At 73.0% G+C, this 19124-nt stretch carries 12 protein-coding genes; 3 read left to right on the top strand and 9 right to left on the bottom strand.

Annotated features, from left to right (window positions below):
- Positions 1-9 precede the first annotated feature (9 nt).
- Positions 10-4116: an SNF2-related protein gene (locus AB0H83_RS19555; RefSeq protein ID WP_360095416.1), complete on the bottom strand. Its 4107-nt coding sequence runs from the start codon at positions 4114-4116 to the stop codon at positions 10-12.
- 37 nt (positions 4117-4153) lie between these two features.
- On the opposite strand from AB0H83_RS19555, the gene AB0H83_RS19560 reads away from it, so the two are divergent.
- A complete protein-coding gene (locus tag AB0H83_RS19560; protein ID WP_360095419.1) occupies positions 4154-4348 on the top strand; it encodes a hypothetical protein in 195 nt (64 codons plus the stop codon).
- 43 nt (positions 4349-4391) lie between these two features.
- On the opposite strand, the gene AB0H83_RS19565 is transcribed toward AB0H83_RS19560, so the two are convergent.
- The gene (locus AB0H83_RS19565; RefSeq protein WP_360095422.1) at positions 4392-5048 is read right to left on the bottom strand and encodes a hypothetical protein; all 657 of its coding nucleotides are present in this window, start codon (positions 5046-5048) and stop codon (positions 4392-4394) included.
- 146 nt (positions 5049-5194) lie between these two features.
- On the opposite strand from AB0H83_RS19565, the gene AB0H83_RS19570 reads away from it, so the two are divergent.
- Positions 5195-6469, top strand: coding sequence for an MFS transporter (locus AB0H83_RS19570; RefSeq protein WP_360095425.1), 1275 nt, complete (start codon positions 5195-5197; stop codon positions 6467-6469).
- 13 nt (positions 6470-6482) lie between these two features.
- On the opposite strand, the gene AB0H83_RS19575 is transcribed toward AB0H83_RS19570, so the two are convergent.
- Positions 6483-8516, bottom strand: coding sequence for a prolyl oligopeptidase family serine peptidase (locus tag AB0H83_RS19575; protein WP_360095428.1), 2034 nt, complete (start codon positions 8514-8516; stop codon positions 6483-6485).
- Positions 8517-8520: 4 nt separating this feature from the next.
- On the bottom strand, positions 8521-10803 hold the full coding sequence (locus tag AB0H83_RS19580; protein ID WP_360095431.1) for an EAL domain-containing protein: 2283 nt from the start codon (positions 10801-10803) through the stop codon (positions 8521-8523).
- Between the two features lie 378 nt (positions 10804-11181).
- On the opposite strand from AB0H83_RS19580, the gene AB0H83_RS19585 reads away from it, so the two are divergent.
- Entirely contained in the window at positions 11182-13116 is a 1935-nt protein-coding gene (locus AB0H83_RS19585; protein WP_360095434.1) for a S8 family serine peptidase, read from the top strand.
- Between the two features lie 109 nt (positions 13117-13225).
- Here the strand turns inward: AB0H83_RS19585 and AB0H83_RS19590 are convergent, their stop codons facing one another.
- The 5 genes from AB0H83_RS19590 to AB0H83_RS19610 all read right to left on the bottom strand — a co-directional run bounded on the left by AB0H83_RS19590 (position 13226) and on the right by AB0H83_RS19610 (position 19097).
- Positions 13226-14035 (bottom strand): serine hydrolase domain-containing protein, encoded by an 810-nt coding sequence (locus AB0H83_RS19590; RefSeq protein ID WP_360095437.1) that lies wholly within the window; start codon positions 14033-14035, stop codon positions 13226-13228.
- A gap of 10 nt (positions 14036-14045) precedes the next feature.
- A complete protein-coding gene (locus tag AB0H83_RS19595) occupies positions 14046-15665 on the bottom strand; it encodes a glycosyl hydrolase family 18 protein (protein WP_360095440.1) in 1620 nt (539 codons plus the stop codon).
- Between the two features lie 181 nt (positions 15666-15846).
- Entirely contained in the window at positions 15847-18024 is a 2178-nt protein-coding gene (locus tag AB0H83_RS19600) for an MMPL family transporter (protein WP_360095443.1), read from the bottom strand.
- Between the two features lie 47 nt (positions 18025-18071).
- Positions 18072-18614 (bottom strand): TetR/AcrR family transcriptional regulator, encoded by a 543-nt coding sequence (locus AB0H83_RS19605; protein ID WP_360095446.1) that lies wholly within the window; start codon positions 18612-18614, stop codon positions 18072-18074.
- A gap of 117 nt (positions 18615-18731) precedes the next feature.
- On the bottom strand, positions 18732-19097 hold the full coding sequence (locus AB0H83_RS19610) for a hypothetical protein (RefSeq protein WP_360095449.1): 366 nt from the start codon (positions 19095-19097) through the stop codon (positions 18732-18734).
- Positions 19098-19124 lie beyond the last annotated feature (27 nt).

A 19124-nucleotide genomic window follows, 5' to 3' on the forward strand; every position in this document is an offset into this window, starting at 1 on the left:
CACCTCGTGTCACGCATCGGTCGCCTCCGGCCGCAGCGTCATCAGATCCAGCAGGTCGTCGGTCGACAGGCCGGTGAGCCACCCCTCGCCGCTGCCGACGGCGACCCCGGCGAGCGTGCGTTTTTCCGCCATGACGGTGTCGACGCGCTCCTCGATGGTGCCGACGCAGACGAAGGTGTGCACCTGCACGTCGCGGCGCTGCCCGATGCGGAAGGCCCGGTCGGTCGCCTGCTGCTCGGTCGCCGGGTTCCACCACCGGTCCACGTGCACGACATGGTTCGCCGCGGTCAGGTTCAGCCCGGTCCCGCCCGCCTTCAGCGACAGCAGCAGCACACCCGGGCCCTGCCCGGACTGGAAGCGTTGCACCATCGCGTCGCGGGCACCCTTCGCCGTGCCGCCGTGCAGGAATTCCACGCCGGTCCCGAGCCGCGCCGCGAGGTAGGGCGTCAGCAGGTGGCCGAACTTGGCGAACTGCGTGAAGACCAGCGCCCGGTCCCCGGCGTCCAGCGCCGCGGCGAGGATCTCCTCCAGCCGCGCCAGCTTCCCCGACCGGCCCGCCAGCGGCGTGCCGTCGCCCATCAGGTGCGCCGGATGGTTGCACACCTGCTTCAGCTTCGTCATCGCCGACAGCACCAGCCCCTTGCGCTGCTCACCGGCCCGCCCCTCGCGCAGCTTCACGAAGAGCTCGTCGACGACCGCCTTGTAGAGCGTCGCCTGCTCCAGCGTCAGGTTGCACCACTGGCGGCGCTCCAGCTTGTCGGGCAGGTCGGCGATGACCGCCCGGTCCGTCTTCACCCGCCGAAGCAGGAAGGGCCGGGTGACCCGGCGCAGCCTCGCCGCCGCGTCGGCGTCGCCGTAACGCTCGACCGGCACCGAGTAGCGGGCCCGGAAGATGCTCGCCGGCCCCAGGATACCGGGGTTGAGGAAGTCCGCGATCGACCACAGCTCCGTCAGCCGGTTCTCCACCGGCGTCCCGGTCAGCGCCACCCGGTGCCGCGCCGGGATCTGCCGCACCGCCCGGGCCGCGGCGCTCGTGCTGTTCTTCACGTGCTGCGCCTCGTCCAGCACGATGCGGTCCCACTCCTTCGCCGCGAGCCGGTCCACGTCGCGGGTGGCGACCTGATAGGTGGTGAGCACCAGGTCCACGTCGTCGCGCAGCAGCCGCTCCGTGCCGTGGTGCACCGCGACCCGCAGGCCCGGGGTGAAGCGACCGATCTCCCGGCGCCAGTTGCCCAGCACCGACAGCGGGCACACGATCAGCGTCGGCGGCCGCGGCCCGCGCTCCCGCAGCAGCGCCTCCAGCGCCAGCACCTGCACCGTCTTGCCCAGCCCCATGTCGTCGGCGAGCAGCGCCCCGACCCCGAGCCCGTCGAGGAAGGCCAGCCAGGACAGGCCCTTGCGCTGGTAGGGCCGCAGCGTCGTGGCGAGCGACGCCGGCGCGTCCAGCAGCTCCAGCCGCTCCACCGCCCGCCCGGTCAGCAGGTCCGCCAGCCAGCCGGTCCCGTCGACCCCGGTGACCGGCAGCGGCAGGTCACCCTCGGGCACCAGCCGGACCAGCCGCATCGCCTCACCGGCCGTCATGTGCCCCTGCCCGCCGCGGGCGAGGAAGGCGAGCCCGGCCCGCAGCCGCTCCCGGTCCAGGTGCACCCAGCGGCCCCGCAGCCGCACCAGGGGCACCTTCGCCCGGGCCAGCTCCTGCAGGTCCGCCTCGCTGAGGAACTCGTCACCGATCGCGAGCCCCCACCGGTAACGCACGATCGCGTCCCGGTTCGCCGTGGTGTCCCGCAGCACCGGGCTCGCCGGCTGCGCGGGGTGCGTGGTCAGCGTCAGCCCCAGATCCTGCCGCCGCTGCCACTGCGCCGGCAGCAGCACCCCGAAGCCCGCGTCGTGCAGCACCCCTGCGTGCCGCAGGAAGCCGTAAGCGCCGATCGTGTCCAGCCGCAGCTGCTCGGGCCGCGCCTGGAGCAGCGCTTCGTCCAGCTCCGCCCAGAGCCGGCTGGCCCGCCCCAGGTCCTCCAGCAGCACGTCCTGCGGGTAGTCGACCCACCGGAAGAGCGGCGACGACGCGTCCCGCCACACGTCCCGCGCCGGCACCAGCAACCCGGGCTCGGCCACCGGCTGCAGGAGAAACTCCACCAGCCACCCTGACGCATCCCGCCCGTCGTCGACCCGCACCCCGCCGTGCCCGGCCTCCGCCGCCCCACCCGGGTGCCCGCCGACACCGTTCCAGCCGGCGCCACGGTTCCCGTGGCCGTGCGCGCTGGTGCCGTGGTCGCCGTGGCGGTCCGCGCTCGTGCCGTGCCCTTCGGGGTCGCCGTGGCCGTGCGCGCTGGTGCCGTGGTCGCCGTGGCTGTGCGCGTTGGTGCTGTGCCCTTCGGGGTCGCGGTTCCCGTGGCCGTGCGCGCTGTCGCCACGGCCGCCGTGGCGGTCCGCGTTGGTGCCGTGCCCATCGGGGTCGCCGTGACCGTGCGCGCTGGTGCCGTGGTCGCCGTGGCTGTGCGCGTTGGCGCCGTGCCCTTCGGGGTCGCGGTTCCCGTGGCCGTGCACCCTGTCGCCACGGTCGCCGGGGCCGTCCGCGCTGACGTTACGGTCGCCGCGGTCGTGCGCGCTGGCGTCGTGGTCCCTGCGGCCACGCGCGATGACGGCGTGGTCGCCACGCCGGTGCGCGCGGGCGATGCGGTCTCCTGGGCCGCGGTCGCCTGCGCCGTGGTCTCCGCGTCCGTGCGCGCCGACGGCGTCGTCATCCTCGTCGTCGAACTCCTCCACGAACGTCAGCCGGAAGCACAGCCGCACCGCCGACGGCCGCCCACTGGCCGCCCACCGCCTGATCGCGTCCCGGACCCTGCGGACATCGGTGCTCTCCCGCAACGCCGCCCCGACGGCTTCGGTGCTTCCGGCTGTTCCGGGTGTTCTGACCGCCTCGGCCCCTTCGGCCCCTTCGGCTGTCGCGGCGGCGCCGATCCTCGCGGCCGTCCTCGCGGCCTCGGTGTTTTCGGGTGTTCCAGCGGCTCCAGCTATGCCGGCGGCTCCGGTGTTCTCGGCTGTTCCGTGCGCACCCACGGCTTCGGCGCCCGCGGTGGCTCCGGCCGGTCGGACGCTCGCGCCTGCTCCGGTGGTCCCGGCCGCCTCCGCGGCTGCAGCTGTGCCGGTGGTCCCGGCCGCTGGGACCTGCAGGTCTCGTCCCACGTGCCCGCCGGCGCCGTCGGCAGCGTCGATGCGGCGTGCCGTGCCGGCAGGTGCTGCGGCAGCGCGGGTGCCGCCCTGGGGCGGGGCGTTGGTGGTGAGCGCGTCGCGTGGGCCGGCGGTGGGGCGTTCGCGCAGGGTCGCGTCCGGGCCGGTGAGTGCCGCCAGCCACGCGCGGACCGTGCTGTCCTGGCGGACCTGCCCGTCGGCGACGATCGGCCGGTCGCCGAGCCGCGCCCGGACCAGGGCGTCGACCTGATGGTCCAGCGCCGCCCGGACGGCTTCCTCGGCGGTGAGGTCGCCGGCGGCGTACGCGACGCCCGGCACCGCCCGCCACAGCGCCTCGAACGTCATCGCGTCGTCGCCCCACAGCACCGGACGCCAGCGGGCTTCGGTCGGGTGGTCGAGGAGGTCGGGCAGGACGCGGCCGCGGCGAACCAGGTCGCCGGCGAACGTCACCAGATCCGTCAGCGCCCCGATCGACGACCCGGCCCGCACTCCGGAGCCCGCCATCCGCGGCTCCGCCATCCCTGCGGGTGCCGCTCCGGCGTACGCCTGGCCGCTGCCTGCCGGGAGGGCGGTGTCCTCACCCAGCAGGTCGGCGCCGGTGAGCACGAGCGCCTCAAGGTCGGCGCCGGCTGGGACGTACACGACGGGAACGGTCCACAGCATCGTGCGGGCCGCGGCATTCGAGGCGGCGATCAGGGCAGCGTCCGAGGCGGCCAGCTCCGGGGACGGCGCCGGCCGGGAGCCCACCGTCGGCAGCGCCAGGTCCGCGGTCCCCACTTCGCCCGGGAGCGCGGGCAGCGCGGCGAACGGGTGCGGCACCGCCCGCCGGGGCCGGCGCTGCACCCCTGACGCGGGACCGGGCGTGGTCTCCGCCCAGCAGGCGAGCCCGCCCCCCGCGGTGATGACCCCGTGCACGACGTTCACCCGAAGACCGTACTCCGCAGGGCTCCCGCCTCCCGGCATGCGTCGCACCCGATCGAGGTCGATCGCGGCCCGCACCGAGTTGGACGGGCGGCTCCTGCAGGCCAGCGCGCAGGCGGAGGCTTTGCTGTCCGCTCTGCTCAGCATCGAGTCACGACTGGCACAAGCCAAGCGCGGCGCGCGAGAGGTCGGCGGCGACGCCGCGCAGTACGGCTCCGGCAACGCAGGCGAGTAGCCGGCTCCGAGGCTATGCGTGACAACCGGGCCGCCGGTGACGGTCAGTGGTGGTCGCGACGCAGCGTGAGTTGGAAGGCGCGGGCCGACGGGGAGGCGTCGGCGCTGAACGAGGCGAGCAGCGTGCACGACAGCGGGGCGGCCGGGGCGGTGATCCGGTGGGCGGTCACGTGCGCGGAGTCCCAGTGGATGCGCGGCAGGTCGTTGCTCGGGCCGAAGCACGCGTCGAGCTCGGCGCGGGTCAGGGCCGGCTCGGTGAAGTGGATGACGACGGCGCGGAGGCCGGCGTGGTCGTTCACGGACAGCTCCAGCCGGGCGGTGCCGGGCGGGCTGGGCTGCACGAACAGCCGGCCGAACTCGTCCTGGGTCGGGGCGGGCAGGCCCAGCAGCGCGGCCACCTCGGCGGGGTGCTCGGTGGTGACCCCGCAGACCCGCCGCGCCCACGTCCACAGCAGGTCGGTGGTGATCGGGCGGGCGATCAGGTCCAGCAGGTGCGCCGGCGCGGGCGGCCGGCGCCACACCGTCGGCCAGTCGTCGAGGTCGACCAACTCGTCGCCGTCGACGATCAGGGTGTACAGCGGCTCCGCCGGGAAGTCGTTCACCCGCACGGTGAGCGTGCGCCCGTCGACCTCGGCGTGGTACGGAAACTCACCGTCGCCCGAGTGCTCCCACCGGATCGGGGTGGCGGTCAGGTCGCTCATGACATGAATCCCTCACAAGGGCCGACAGCTGGCGGGCGCGGGACGTACCGGACCCGGACAGCGTATGGGGTGTCTGCAAGCCCACACTTGAATGCCGTCACAACCCGCCCCACGACGGTGCGCCGGCGGCTACGGTCGCAGGTGCTATGGGCCGTCGTCATCTCATGTGGGCCATCGGGCTCGTCGCGTATGTCATTGCCGTGTTCCACCGTTCTTCGCTCGGGGTCGCCGGGGTTGCCGCGGCCGACCGGTTCGGGGTCGGCACGTCGCTGCTGGCGATGCTGTCGGTGGCGCAGCTCGCCGTGTACGCCGGCATGCAGATCCCGGTCGGGGTGCTGCTGGACCGGTTCGGGTCGCGGCGGATGCTGGTCGCCGGTGGGTCGCTCATGGTGGCCGGGCAGTTGCTGTTTGCGTACGCCGGGGACATCGGCCCGGCGATCGCGGCCCGGGTGCTCATCGGGGTCGGCGACGCGATGACGTTCATCAGCGTGCTGCGGGTCGTGGCGATGTGGTATCCGCCGCGCCGCAACCCGCTGATGGTGCAGCTCACGGGCATGGTCGGGCAGCTGGGTGCGCTCTCGTCGGCGGTGCCGCTGGTGGTGCTGCTGCGCGACGAGGGCTGGACCGCGACGTTCCTCGGCGCGGGGGTGCTGGGGATCGCCGCGGTGGCGCTCGTGGCCGTCGCGCTGAAGGACACCCCCGAGCCGCGCCAGGTGAAAGCGGCCAGGGCGGCCGACATGGGGTTGAAGCGGTCCTGGGCGCACCCCGGCACCCGGCTGGGGCTGTGGACGCACTTCGTGTCGGGGTACTCCGGTGGCGTGTTCGCGTTGCTGTGGGGGTTCCCGTTCCTGACGCAGGGGGAGGGCCTCTCCCCGGCGACCGCGGCGCTGCTGCTGTCGCTGCTGACCGTCGGCGGGATCGTGCTGGGGCCGGTGTTCGGGCACTTCTGCGGGCGGCTGCCGTACCACCGCTCGACGCTGGTGCTGGGCATCGTGGCGTGCTCGGCCGTCGCCTGGGCGGTCGTGCTGCTGTGGCCGGGCCGCGCGCCCGTCGCGGTGCTGACCGGGCTGGTGCTGGTGCTCGCGATGAACGGGCCCGGCTCGATGATCGGGTTCGACTACGCGCGGTCGTTCAACCCGGCGGCCCGCATCGGCGGGGCGACCGGCATCGTCAACGTCGGCGGGTTCGTCGCCTCGATTGTGCTGATCGTCGCGATCGGCGTGCTGCTGGACGTGCAGACCCCGGCCGGTGCCGCCCACCCGTCGCTGGGCGCGTTCAAGTGGGCGTTCGCCGTGCAGTACCTGCTGTGGGGGCTCGGCGCGGTGCAGGTGTGGCGCTACCGGCGCACCACTCGCCGCAGCATGGCGCCGGAGCACCTCGCCGCGATGCGCCGCGGCGAGGCACTGCCGGCATTGGGCTGAAACAGCACGAAAGCTACGGGGCCAGGGTCCGCCACAGGAACTCGAACGCCAGCGCCCACTTGAACGCCAGCTGCGCGTTGTCCGCCGCGCCGCCGTGGCCGCCCTCGATGTTCTCGTAGTAGCTGACGTCGTGGCCGTGCTCGCGCAGCCGGGCGACCATCTTGCGGGCGTGCCCGGGGTGCACCCGGTCGTCGCGGGTCGAGGTCGTGATGAGCGTCGGCGGGTACGGCACCCCGGTGCGCACGTTCTGGTAGGGCGAGAACAGCCGCAGGTACGCCCAGTCGTCGGCGTCGTCGGGGTCGCCGTACTCCGCCATCCAGGACGCGCCGGCGAGCAGCAGGTGGTAGCGGCGCATGTCCAGCAGCGGCACCGCGCACACGATGGCGCCGAACAGGTCCGGGTAGCGGGTGAGCATGACGCCCATGAGCAGCCCGCCGTTGGAGCCGCCCTCGATGCCCAGCTGGGCGCGGGTGGTGATGCCGCGCTCGACGAGGTCGGCGGCGACGGCGGAGAAGTCCTCGTAGGCGCGGGGCCGCTTCTCCCGCAGTGCGGAGCGGTGCCACTGGGGGCCGTACTCGCCGCCGCCGCGGATGTTGGCCACGACGTACGTGCCGCCGCGGGCGAGCCAGCCGCGGCCGATGATGGAGTTGTACGACGGCACGCGCGAGACCTCGAAGCCGCCGTACCCGCTGAGCAGGGTGGGGCCGGGCCCGGCGGCCGGGTCGCCGACGACGAAGTACGGCACCTGCGTGCCGTCGGCGGAGGTGGCGAAGAACTGCCGGGTGGTGAGCCCGTCGGTGGGGAAGTACGAGGGGCCCTGCTTGAGCATGGTGGGCGGGTCGCCGCCGAGCACGCCGTGGCGCAGCGTCGGCGGCAGCGTGAAGCTGCTGGACAGCAGCAGGTACTGCTCGTCGGTGTCGGCGTTGGTGTCCCACACGTCGGTCTGGCCGAGCTCGGCGCCCAGGACGGTGCGCTGCCAGCCGCCGTCGACGTGGCGCAGCAGCTCCAGGCGGCTCTGCACGTCGGCGAGCAGGACCAGGATCAGCCCGTCGCGGGTCCAGTCGCTGTAGGACAGCGACGTGTGCGGGTCGGGCGTGAACAGGGTGGTCAGCTCGCGGCTGCCGGCGAGGAACGCGGCGAGGTCGACGATGAGCAGCGACCCGGCCGGGTGGGTGGCGTCACCGACGGTCCAGTCGGTGCGGACCCGGATGAGCAGCCAGTCGCGGTGCACGTCGACGCCGGCGTCGTCGGGCACGTCGAGCTTGGTCAGGGTGCCGTCGGCGAGCAGGTGCCGCTCGGCGTGGAAGAAGTCCAGGGACCGGCGGATCAGGGCCCGTTCGCCGGCCGCGGACGGGTCGCTGGAGGCGCGGACGGACACGTCGTCGGCGGTGCCCTCGAACACGACCGGCGCCTCGTGCACGGGGGTGCCGCGGCGCCACCGCCGGACCTGCCGGGGGTAGCCGGACGAGGTCATAGTGCCGGGGCCGGTGTCGGTGCCGACGAAGATCTCGTCGATGGTGATCCAGCTGACGTCGCTCTTCGCCTCCGGCAGGGTGAAGCCGTCGGGCACGAAGCGCAGCTCGTCCAGGTCGAACTCGCGCACGACGGCGGCGTCGGCGCCGCCGCGGGACAGGGAGATGAGCGCGCGGTGGTCGCCGGCGAGGGGGCCGCGGCGCAGGTATGTGGCGCCCTGCCACACCCAGTTCTCGTCCTCGGCGGCGGCGAGCGCGTCGAGGTCCAGGACCGTCTCCCAGGCGGGTTCGGCGGCGCGGTAGTCCTCGAGGGTGGTGCGCCGCAGCAGGCCGCGGGGGTGGCTCGCGTCCTTCCACAGGTTGTAGACCCGCTCGCCGTGCCAGGCGATCGTCGGGATGCGGTCGTCGGCGTCCAGCACGGTGCGGATCTCGTCGCGCAGCTCCGCGAAGCGGGCCTCGCCGGTGAGCGCGGCGACGGTCTCGGCGTTGCGGTCCCGGACCCAGGCCATCGCGTCGGCGCCGTCGACCTCCTCCAGCCAGAGGTTGGCGTCCTCAGCGGTGATCGTGTCGGTCATCGGTTCAGTCTGACGGAGCGGCACCGGACAATGCCACGCGGACCGCCCACGTGGCGGCGAACGTCGCGGGGTCGACCGCCTTGCCCCACAGCCAGCCCTGCGCGAGCGGTACACCGAGCGCGATGAGCACATCACGCTGCGCCGGGGTCTCGACGCCCTCGGCGACGACGGTGAGGTGCAGGGCGCTGCTCATGGCGACGACGGCCCGCACGATCTCCTCGTCCTCCGCGCTGCTGCCGAGGCCGTTGACGAACGACCGGTCGATCTTGACCCCGGTGACGGGGTGGCGGCGCAGGTAGCCGAGGGCGGAGAACCCGGTGCCGAAGTCGTCGACGGCGATGCGCACGCCGAGCGCGCGCAGCTCGGCGAGGACCCGTTCGGTGAGGTCGCTGCCCTCGACCATGACCGATTCGGTGATCTCCAGCACGAGGTTCGCGGCGGGTACCCCGGCCTGGCGCAGGGTGCCGCCGAGCCGTTCGGCGAACGCGGGGTCGCCGAGCTGCCGCGGCGAGACGTTGACCGACATCCAGAAGTCGTCGTCGACGACGCCGCCGGCGCGCCAGCGGGCCAGCTGCTGCACGGACTCGCGCAGTACCCAGGCGCCGAGCGCGGAGATGAGGTTGGAGTCCTCGGCGACGGCGATGAACATGTTCGGGCCGATCCAGCCGCGCACCGGGTGCTGCCACCGGCACAGCGCCTCGGCGCCGGCGGGCCGCCCGGTGTGCATCGCGACGATCGGCTGGTAGGCGATGCTGAGCTGCTCGTGGGCCACGGCGGCGCGTAGCGCGACCTCGATCTCGACGCGTTCGCGCACGGCGTCGCGCATGGAGGCGTCGAAGACGGTCCAGCGGTTGCGCCCGGCCGCCTTCGCCCGGTACATGGCGGTGTCGGCGTCGCGCATGAGGGCGTCGGCCTGCCCGTCCCGGCCGCCGGTGCGCTTCGGGGCCTGCACGATGCCCATGGACGCGCCGATCACGATCTCGGCGGTGCCGCCGTCGGCGGTGACGACGAGCAGCGGCCGCTCCACGCAGTCCATGATCCGCTGGGCGTTGGCCATGGCCTCGGGCTCGGTGCAGCACTGCACGACGACGAACTCGTCGCCGCCGACCCGGGCGATCGTCGCCGCGGCCGGTAGCGCGTGCCGCAGCCGGGCGCCGACGTCGACGATGAGCTGGTCCCCGGCCGGGTGCCCCCACGAGTCGTTGACCAGCTTGAAGCCGTCGAGGTCGAGGTAGAACATCCACACGTTGGCGGCCCGGGCGGTGCGGTCCTCGCCGAGCAGCCGCTCGACCATGATGCTGAGCATCCGCCGGTTGGGCAGGCCGGTGAGCGGGTCGTGGGTGGCCTGGTGCTCGAAGCGCCGCTGCGCGGCGGCGTGGCTCTGCACGGCGTCGGAGGCCCGCACGAGCAGCAGCGCGACGATCGCGGCACCGCCGGCGCCGAGCGCCCAGCGTTCGATGCGGGTGTCGGCGCCGAGGGTCACGGTGAGCAGGAACGGGGAGGCCACCGCGGGGCCGATGAGCAGCATGCGCGGCAGCGACCACGCCTGGATCGGCAGCGGCGTGGCCCGGCCGAGCGCCTTCGCGGTCGGGTGCAGCGCGGCGGTCCCGCCGAGGGTGAAGGCGAACAGGAACGGCAGCGCCATCAGCCGCGGCCCGACGACGTCGCCCTGGCGGCCGATGATCGCGTAGCCGAGGTCGCCGCAGAACAGCAGCACCATCATGGCGCCCATCAGCATGAACGCCGGCTGCCGCACGGCGGTGGTGAACGCGAGGTTGGCCACCAGCAGCACCGTGACGGTGTCCAGCAGCGGGTACAGCCCGGCCAGCAGCGTGACGACGGGTGGCCGGCCCGGGATGGACGCGGCCGGCAGCACGAACAGCATGGTGGAGGCGAGCGCCGCGCCGATGCAGACGATGAGCCCGTCCAGCAGCGCCCGCCGGTCCATGCCCCACCGGTTGAGGAACGTGACCAGCGCGGCGATGAAGAACCCGAACCCGCACACGGTGCACGCGTCGCCGAGCTGCGCGACCGGTGACGGCTGGTCGAGCAGCAGCGCGCGCAGGATGATCCCGGCGAGGAAGAACGCCGCGGCCGCCGTCATCAGCCGCCACGGCCGGCGCGGGTGCACCGCGTGCAGGCGCGGCCCGTACGCCCACGCGAGCACGCACGCGACACCGATCAGCGCGGACGCGGCGTCGGCCGCCACGTCCAGGGCGAACAGCGCGCTGCACAGGGTGCCGAGGGCGAGGAACGCCAGCCAGAGCCGGTCGCGGCGCAGGCTCACCCGGCCACCTCCAGCGCTCGTCGTCCGGCATCGTCTGGTGCGCGTCCTATCGGTACCGGTGACCGCGGGTTGAGGACAACCATGCGGGCCGCTGGGCGGGCGGTCGCGCAGGGCGTCCTTGCCGCCGGCGCCGAGCCTACGCGTTGCGCCATGGCCCCCACCGTAGGGCGCGCCCCGGGCCGGCAACCGTTTCGGACCGCGGACGTCGGGTGGTCCGAGGTCACCGCCGCCGGGTGGCATGACAGCAGCTCAGAAAGCCTGTCGGGTGTTCGGCGCATTCTGGTCACCGGCCCGTGACTTTCGGTGTATGGCACCGCATCGTGGTGACTCGAACGCACGGAGTGAGTGCGCTCGTGCTCCATGGATGGGGAGATGCGGATGAGGAAGCCGATGACGGGCCGTCGCCGACTGCGCGCTGGCGCGTCGGGTCTGGTCGCCGTCGCGACGTCGTTGGGGTTGCTCGCGTTCGGTGGTCCTGCCGCCGCCGCGACCAGCCCCGAGCCCTCCGGCGGCAACGGCCGCACGGGGGGTGGCTGGTCGGCCGACGAGTGGCCGGCCGGGGCCGGGACCACGCTCAAGAGCGTGCGGTCCATCATCAAGGCCGACAGCGGCGGCGCGGCGTCGCTGACCGGTCAGGGGGTCGGCATCGCGCTGATCGACACGGGGGTCGCCCCGGTGCCGGGCCTGCCCGCCGGGCAGCTGGTGAACGGCCCGGACCTGTCGTTCGAGTCGCAGTCCGGCCAGCTGCGCTATCTGGACACGTTCGGCCACGGTACGCACATGGCCGGCATCATCGTCGGCAACGACTCGGCGACCGGCACGATCGGGCTCGCGCCGAAGGCGAAGGTGACCTCCGTCAAGGTCGGCACCGCCACCGGGGCCAACGACGTGTCGCAGATGATCGCCGCGATCGACTGGGTGGTGCAGAACCGCAACCACGACCCGGCCAGCCCGATCCGGGTGATCAACCTGTCGTACGGCACCAGCGGCATGTCGTCCTCCACCGTCGACCCGCTGATGTACGCCGTCGAGCAGGCCTGGCTGGCCGGCATCGTGGTCGTCGTCGCCGCCGGCAACGACGGCAACACGACCACCACGCTGACCAACCCGGCGATGGACCCGTTCGTCATCGCGGTCGGCGCGTCGACCACGAACAACACGATCGCCACGACGGACGACGACCTGGCCTCGTACACCAACAACTCCAACGCGGCCCGCAAGGTCGACCTCCTGGCGCCCGGCACGTCGATCGTGTCGCTGCGCGACCCGGGCTCCAACGTCGACCAGCAGTACCCGACGGCCCGCGTCGGCGACACCGGGTTCAAGGGCAGCGGTACGTCGCAGGCCGCGGCGGTGACCGCCTCGGCGGTGGCCCTGCTGCTGCAGCAGCGCCCGTCGCTGACCCCGGACCAGGTGAAGAAGCTGCTGATGTCCGGCGCGACGACGCTGACCACCGGCGTCGCGGCGCAGAAGGGCCTGAAGGAGCTCAACGTCGCGGCGAGCGTCGCCCTGGCCACGCCGTCGACCACGCAGACCCTCACCAAGGGCACCGGCAGCGGCTCGCTGGAGACCACCCGCGGCGGCAACCACCTGTCGTTCAACGGCATCGAGCTCAAGGGCGAGCAGTCCATCTTCGGCCCGTTCAACGGCACGGCCTGGGCCACCCTGGCCGGGCAGAAGACCAGCTGGAACGGCGGCATGTGGATGGGTTACCGCATGGCCGGCGACACCTGGACCGGCGCCGGCGGCACCGGCGGCACGGGACAGATCACCGGCTACGCCGGCAAGTGCGTCGACGTGCAGAACCGGCAGAACATCAACGGCACCCAGATCCAGCTGTACGACTGCAACAACACCCCGGCGCAGTACTGGGTGCTCGCCGCGGACGGCACCGCGCAGGCCCTCGGCAAGTGCATGGACCTGGTCAACGGCGGCACCGCCAACGGCACCAAGGTCCACCTGTGGGACTGCGTGCCCGGCCTGCAGACGCAGCAGTGGCGGGTCAACACCGCCCGCCAGCTGGTCAACGTCGCGGCGAGCAAGTGCCTCGACGTGACCGACTGGAACTCCGCCAACGGCACCCAGCTGCAGGTCTGGGACTGCGGCAACCAGGACAACGAGCGCTGGGTCCCGCCGTCGACGTCCCGCACCTGGGCCGCGGCCTCCTGGCAGGGCTCCCCGTGGACCGGCACCGGCTCCTGGAGCGACCCGGAGTGGTCCGAGCGGTACTGGACCGGCCACTACTGGTCCGGCCACTACTGGAGCGGCCACTACTGGTCCGCCGATGACTGGTCGACCTCCAGCTGGTCCTGAGACCTGACACCGGCACCGCACAGGCGGGGCGCCCTCACCCACGAGGGTGCCCCGCCGCCGTCTGCTCCCCGCTGCCTTTCCCGTTGGCGGCGCGGCCCGGTCGTGCGGCTCAGCCCGGGACGGCGCCGGCCAGGACGGCGTCGGACAGGACGGGCCAGACCTCGGAGGACCAGTCGCCGAAGTCGCGGTCGGTGAGGCAGGCGCAGGCCAGGCCGGCGACCGGGTCGACCCACAGGAAGGTGCCGGAGCGGCCGAAGTGGCCGAACGTGGCGGGTGAGTTGCGCGACCCCGTCCAGTGCGGCGACTTGCCGTCGCGCAGCTCGAAGCCGAGGCCCCAGTCGTTCGGGTCCTGACGGCCGAAGCCCGGCAGTACCCCGGAGACGCCGGGGAACTGCACGGAGACCGCCTCCGGCATGAGGTCGGGGGCGAGGCTCGGGTCGAGCAGCTCCTGGCCGAGCAGGGCCAGGTCCGACACCGGGCCCCGGGCGCCGGCCGCGGGGGAGCCCTGCAGGGTGGTGCCGCCCATGCCGAGCGGCCGCAGCACCGACTCGGTCATGAGCTCGGCGAACGTGCCGCCGGTGCGGGTCAGGACGAAGTCGGCGAGCAGCTCGAACCCGCGGTTGGAGTAGATCCGCTTGCGGCCGGGCGCGGCGACCTGCGTGTCGTCGTCGAACGCGACCCCGGACGTGTGCGCCAGCAGGTGCCGCACCGTGGAGCCCTCCGGGCCGGCCGGCTCGTCGAGCAGGACGTCGCCCTTGTCGACCGCGACGAGCACGGTCAGCGCCGTCAGCAGCTTCGTGACGGACGCCCACGGCAGGGGATCGTCCGGGCCGGTGCGGTCGCGGACCCCTTCGGGACCCACGACCGCGACCGACGCGGTGGTGACTGGCCAGGTGCTGACGAGATCAAGTGCGCTCACACACTCGAACCTACGGCAGGGCGTTGAGGAACGGCTCCTGGGTGTTCATGAACTCCCAGTTGTAGTAGCGGTCCCAGTTGATCGACCAGGTCATGAGGCCGCGGAAGTTGGGCGAGGTGCCGCCGCGCAGCGTGTACGACCCGCAGCCGGTGCCCTTGACGAGGCAGTTGACCGCGGCCTGGACGACGGCCGGGGCGACGTAGCCGTTGCCCGCGCTGACCGCGGCCGGCACGCCGAACGCGATTTGGTCGGCGCGCAGCCCGGGGAACGTCTGACCGGTGTTCGCGACCGGGAAGCCGGCCTTGAGCATGTCGGTCATCGCGATGTGGAAGTCGGCGCCGCCCATCTGGTGGTACTGGTTGTCCAGGCCGGTGATCGGGCCGGAGTTGTAGTCCTGGACGTGCAGCACGGTCAGCGAGTCGCGCAGCGCGTGGATGACCGGCAGGTAGGACCCGGCCCGGTTGTCCCCGGCGCTGGTGCCGCCGTAGAACTGGTAGCCCAGCTGCACGAAGAACGTCTCCGGCGCCATGGTCAGCACGAACTTGGTGCCGTACTTGGCCTTCAGCGACTTGAGCGCGGCGATGAGGTTCACCACCACGGGGGTGGTCGGGTTGCGGAAGTCGCTGTCGCCGGCGTTGAGGTACAGCGAGTGGCCCTCGAAGTCGATGTCGAGCCCGTCCAGGCCCCACCGGTCGATGATCGCGCTGACCGAGTTGACGAACGCGTCGCGGGCGCCGGCGGTGGTGAGCTGCACCTGGCCGTTCTGCCCGCCGATGGAGATCAGGACCTTCTTGCCCTGGGCCTGCTTGGCCTTGATCGCGGCGAGGAAGTCGGCGTCGGACTCCACGCCTGCGCACTCGGCGGCGGGGCAGCGGTTGAACCGGATGTCGCCGGAGGTGACCGAGGTCGGCTCGCCGAACGACAGGTTGATGATGTCCCAGGCGGCGGGCACGTCGGCCATCCGCACGTACCCGGAGCCGTTGGCGAAGCTGGCGTGCAGGTACCCGATGAGCGCGTGCTTCGGCAGGCCGGTCACCGGCGGCTGCGAGGTGCTGGGTGAGGTGGACGGCGACCTGGACGGCGACGCCGACGGGGACTTCGACGGCGACGGGCTGCTGCTCGGGCTGCGGGTCGGCGACGCGGTCGTGGGGCTCGGCTGCCCGCCCGGCCCGTCGAGGGAGACGTCGTCGGCGTTGTAGGCGCCGGTGCCGTACCAGCCGTGCAGGTAGACCTGGACGGAGGTCTGCCCGGCGGCGGTGGTGAACGGCACGGTCAGCTTCGCGTACCCGGTGCTGGTGGTCCAGGTGGACGCGCCGCCGGTGACGCCGAGGTACACGTACGAGCCGCGCACCCAGCCGGTGAGCGTGTACGCGGTGCTCGGCTGCACGGCCACGGTCTGCGTGCACTGGGCGTTGTCCGACGCGGTGGCGTTGCCGTTGAGGGCGTAGGAGCCGGAGTGCACCGGGGTGGTCACGACCCCTGACCCGGTGCCGGTGCAGGACCAGCCGGACAGGGACCCGCTCTCGAAGCCGGGATTGGTCAGCAGATTGGCGGCGTAGGCGTTCGTGGTCACGAGCAGACCGGTCACCAGCAGGATCGCGGCGCCGAGGATGAGCGCTGTGCGCTTCATGGGGGTGGACCTCCATCGACGGTGCTCGCCATTATTAAGTTTGTTAACTGTTCTTGTCCAGTCCGGATCCGTGCGAATCCAGTCCGGGTCCGCACGGAATCAGCGGTGGCGGCGTCGCCGAGGTGGAACAGGCCCCCGGGCTGCCGGCTGCGGGGCCCGTGGGCCCCGCAGCCGGCAGTGCTCAGACGCGGACCGGCTCGGGGTCCGGCTGGGCGGCGAGGTGCTCGCGGAGCTTCTCGCCCTCGATGTCGACGTTCGGCAGGATCTTCGACAGCCAGCCGGGCAGCCACCACGCGGCGCGGCCCAGCAGCGACACGACGGCCGGCACGATCGTCATGCGCACGATGAACGCGTCGATGGCGACGCCGATGGCCAGGGCGAAGCCCATCGACTTGATGACGGGGTCGTCGAGCAGGATGAACCCGGCGAACACCGACGTCATGATGAGCGCCGCGGCGGTGACGACCCGGGCGCCGTGGCCCATGCCGCTGATCGTCGCCTCCTGCGGGCCGGCGCCGTGCACGTAGTCCTCCCGCATCCGGGAGACCAGGAACACCTCGTAGTCCATGGCCAGGCCGAACAGGATGCCGATGAGCAGGATCGGCAGGAAGCTCACCAGCGGCCCGGGCGTGTCGAGGCCGATGAGCGAGGCCAGGTGCCCCTTCTGGAACACCAGGACGGTGATGCCGAAGGTCGCGCCGACGGTGAGCAGGAACCCGGCCGCGGCCTTGAGCGGCACGAGGATCGAGCGGAACACCAGCATCAGCAGCAGCACCGACAGGCCGACGACCAGCAGCAGGTAGCGGGGCATCGCGTCGGACAGCTTCTCCGACACGTCGATGCCGACGGCGGTCTGGCCGGTCAGCGCGATGTCGGCGCCCTCGACCTGACGGACCTTGGCCCGCACGTCGTGCACGAGGGTCTCGGTGGCCTCGTCGGTCGGGCCGGTCGTCGGGATGATCGCCAGCAGCGCGGTCTTGCCGTCCCGGCTGAAGTTCGGCGGGGTCGCGGCGAGCAGGTTCGGGGTGCCCTGCAACACGCCGAGGGCCTCCTGCGCCTTGGCCTTCGTGGTGTCGGCGGAGCCGGTGGACACGACCAGCGCGAGGCGGCCGTTGAAGCCGGGGCCGAAGCCCTGCTCGATGAGGTCGGCGGCCTTGCGGGCCGGGGAGTCGGTGGGGCCGGCGCTGGCGCCGGGCAGCGCGATACGCATGTCCGCGGCGGGGATCGCGAGCGCGCCGAGGCCGATGACGCCGACGAGCAGCACCGGCACCCGCAGGCGGGTGATCGCCCGCGCCCAGCGGAACCCGAACCCGGCGGCCTCCTTGGCCGCGGCGGCGTCGATCGCGCCGGCCTTGCGCAGCCGGCGGGGCAGGATCCGCAGGCCGGCGAAGCCGAGCAGGGCCGGCTGCAGCGTGATGGCGACGAGCACGGCGACCGCGACGGTGCCGGCGGCGGCCAGACCCATCACCGTCAGGAACGGGATGTTGACCACGGCGAGCCCGGCGAGGGCGATGACGACGGTGGCGCCGGCGAACACGACCGCGGAGCCGGCGGTGCCGACGGCGCGGCCGGCCGCCTCGTCCGGGGCGAGCCCGTCGACGAGGTTCTGCCGGTGCCGGGAGGTGATGAACAGCGAGTAGTCGATGCCGACGGCGAGGCCGAGCATGAGGGCGAGCACCGGCGCGGTGCTGGTGAGCTGGACGGCGCCGCTGAGCGCGTACAGCCCGGCCATGCCGGCGCCGACGCCGATCAGCGCGTTGAGCATGGTCATGCCGGCCGCGACCAGGGAGCCGAACGTCACGACGAGCACGACCAGGGCGATGAGCACGCCGATGCCCTCGGTGCCACCGACCTCCGGTTCGCTGTTCATCACCTCGCCGCCGTGCTCGACGGCCAGCCCCGCCTGCCGGGCCGTGGCGCCGCTGGCCTCATAGGCGGCGCGCTGCTCGTCGGTGACCTTGTCGGCGCGGTCGGCGAACTGGACGGTGATCAGCGCGTACCGCCCGTCCTGCGACACGGCGCCGGTCTGGAACGGGTCGAGCGCGCCCAGGACCCCGGGCAGCTTCGCCGCCTCGGCGACGAGCCCGTCCACGGTGCTCTTCGCCGCGGTGAGCTGCTGGCCCTGCGGGGCGGCCACGACGATGGTGCCGGTCGCGCCGCTGGCCTCCGGGAACTGCGACTTGAGCGCGTCGATGGCGCGCTGCGACTCGGTGCCCGGCATGGTGAAGTCGCTGGAGGTGGGGCCGCGGAAGGCGGCCGCCGCGCCGCCGAGCCCGCCGAGGAGCACCACCCAGATGATCAGCACGAGCCAGCGGTGCCGGAACGAGGCCCGTCCCAGCCGGTAGAGCACGGTTGCCATGTCGGTCGTCCTTGTCCTCGGTTGTCGTTCTCAGTGGTGATGGGTCGTTACTGGATGGGTTCCAGCGCCCGTGCGGCGGTCGCGATGAGCGCCGCGCGCAGGGTCGCGTCGTCGAACTCGGTGCAGGCGAAGACGACCGCGGGCAGCCCGGCGAGCACGAACTTCGCGGCCAGCCGGGACGCCGCGGTGCCGGAGCCGCCGGCGAAGGTCGCCAGCAGCTTCTCGGTCAGCTCGTTCACCGGCCGCAGGACCGGCTGGTGCAGCAGGTAGGGCAGGTCGCCGTAGATGACCTGGATCTCCCGGCGGTACCGCAGGGCGAGGTCGGCGAAGCCCTCGATCCCGATCGTGCGGGCGGCGGCGGGGTCGGGCTCGGCGGCGACGCGCGCGTCGAGGCCGGCCAGCTCGCCGAGGGCCGGCGCGCACAGCTCGGTGAGGATCGCGTCCTTGCTGTCGAAGTGGTACAGCAGGGTCGCCTTCGAGCAGCCCACCTCGGCGGCGATGTCCTGCAGCGACGTGCCCTTGTAGCCGGACTCGGCGAACTGGCGGGTGGCGGCGGCCAGGATCTCGTCGCGGGTCTTGCTGCGGGCCATGGGTGGTCACCTCCGTCGGCCAGCATGCCTGACCGATCGGTCAGAAACTGACCGATCGGCCAGTTCTGTGCCTGACCTCACAACCCCCATCGGCGGGCGTGCGCCCGGTGTGAGCGCTCAGCTCGCGACGGTGAGCGGGCGGCCGGTGAGGGCGTCGACGACCGGGCGGTCCCACAGCGGCCGCTCCAGCCGCACGGTCACGACCTGCGTCGTCGTCGGCGCGGTGCCGCAGGTCTGCCGGTCGTGCGCGTACGCGGTCAGCCGCACGGCACCGCCGGTCTCGTCACTGGTCAGCCGGTCGAACTCCAGGCAGCTTGAATACGTCAGCCCGACCCGCAGCGTGCGCCCCCCGGTGTTCGGCTCGACGGCGACGGAGTCGATCGGCACCCGGGTGGGGTCCGGGCGCAGCGCCCAGAGCGCCACGCCCGCGGCGAGCGCGCCGCACACCCCCACGACCAGCAAAACCTTGACGCGTGTACGCATCACAGAACCCCCGTCCACCGTGCCACG

Origin of the sequence: Dactylosporangium sp. NPDC050688, assembly GCF_040654515.1 — a bacterium.
Classification (GTDB): Bacteria; Actinomycetota; Actinomycetes; order Mycobacteriales; family Micromonosporaceae; genus Dactylosporangium.

Coding starts and splice junctions, on each gene's coding strand:
- AB0H83_RS19585 (WP_360095434.1), top strand. CDS start 11,182: ATGAGGAAGCCGATGACGGGCCGTCGCCGACTGCGCGCTGGCGCGTCG.
- AB0H83_RS19605 (WP_360095446.1), bottom strand. CDS start 18,614: ATGGCCCGCAGCAAGACCCGCGACGAGATCCTGGCCGCCGCCACCCGC.
- AB0H83_RS19600 (WP_360095443.1), bottom strand. CDS start 18,024: ATGGCAACCGTGCTCTACCGGCTGGGACGGGCCTCGTTCCGGCACCGC.
- AB0H83_RS19610 (WP_360095449.1), bottom strand. CDS start 19,097: ATGCGTACACGCGTCAAGGTTTTGCTGGTCGTGGGGGTGTGCGGCGCG.
- AB0H83_RS19595 (WP_360095440.1), bottom strand. CDS start 15,665: ATGAAGCGCACAGCGCTCATCCTCGGCGCCGCGATCCTGCTGGTGACC.
- AB0H83_RS19570 (WP_360095425.1), top strand. CDS start 5,195: ATGGGCCGTCGTCATCTCATGTGGGCCATCGGGCTCGTCGCGTATGTC.
- AB0H83_RS19565 (WP_360095422.1), bottom strand. CDS start 5,048: ATGAGCGACCTGACCGCCACCCCGATCCGGTGGGAGCACTCGGGCGAC.
- AB0H83_RS19560 (WP_360095419.1), top strand. CDS start 4,154: ATGCGTCGCACCCGATCGAGGTCGATCGCGGCCCGCACCGAGTTGGAC.
- AB0H83_RS19575 (WP_360095428.1), bottom strand. CDS start 8,516: ATGACCGACACGATCACCGCTGAGGACGCCAACCTCTGGCTGGAGGAG.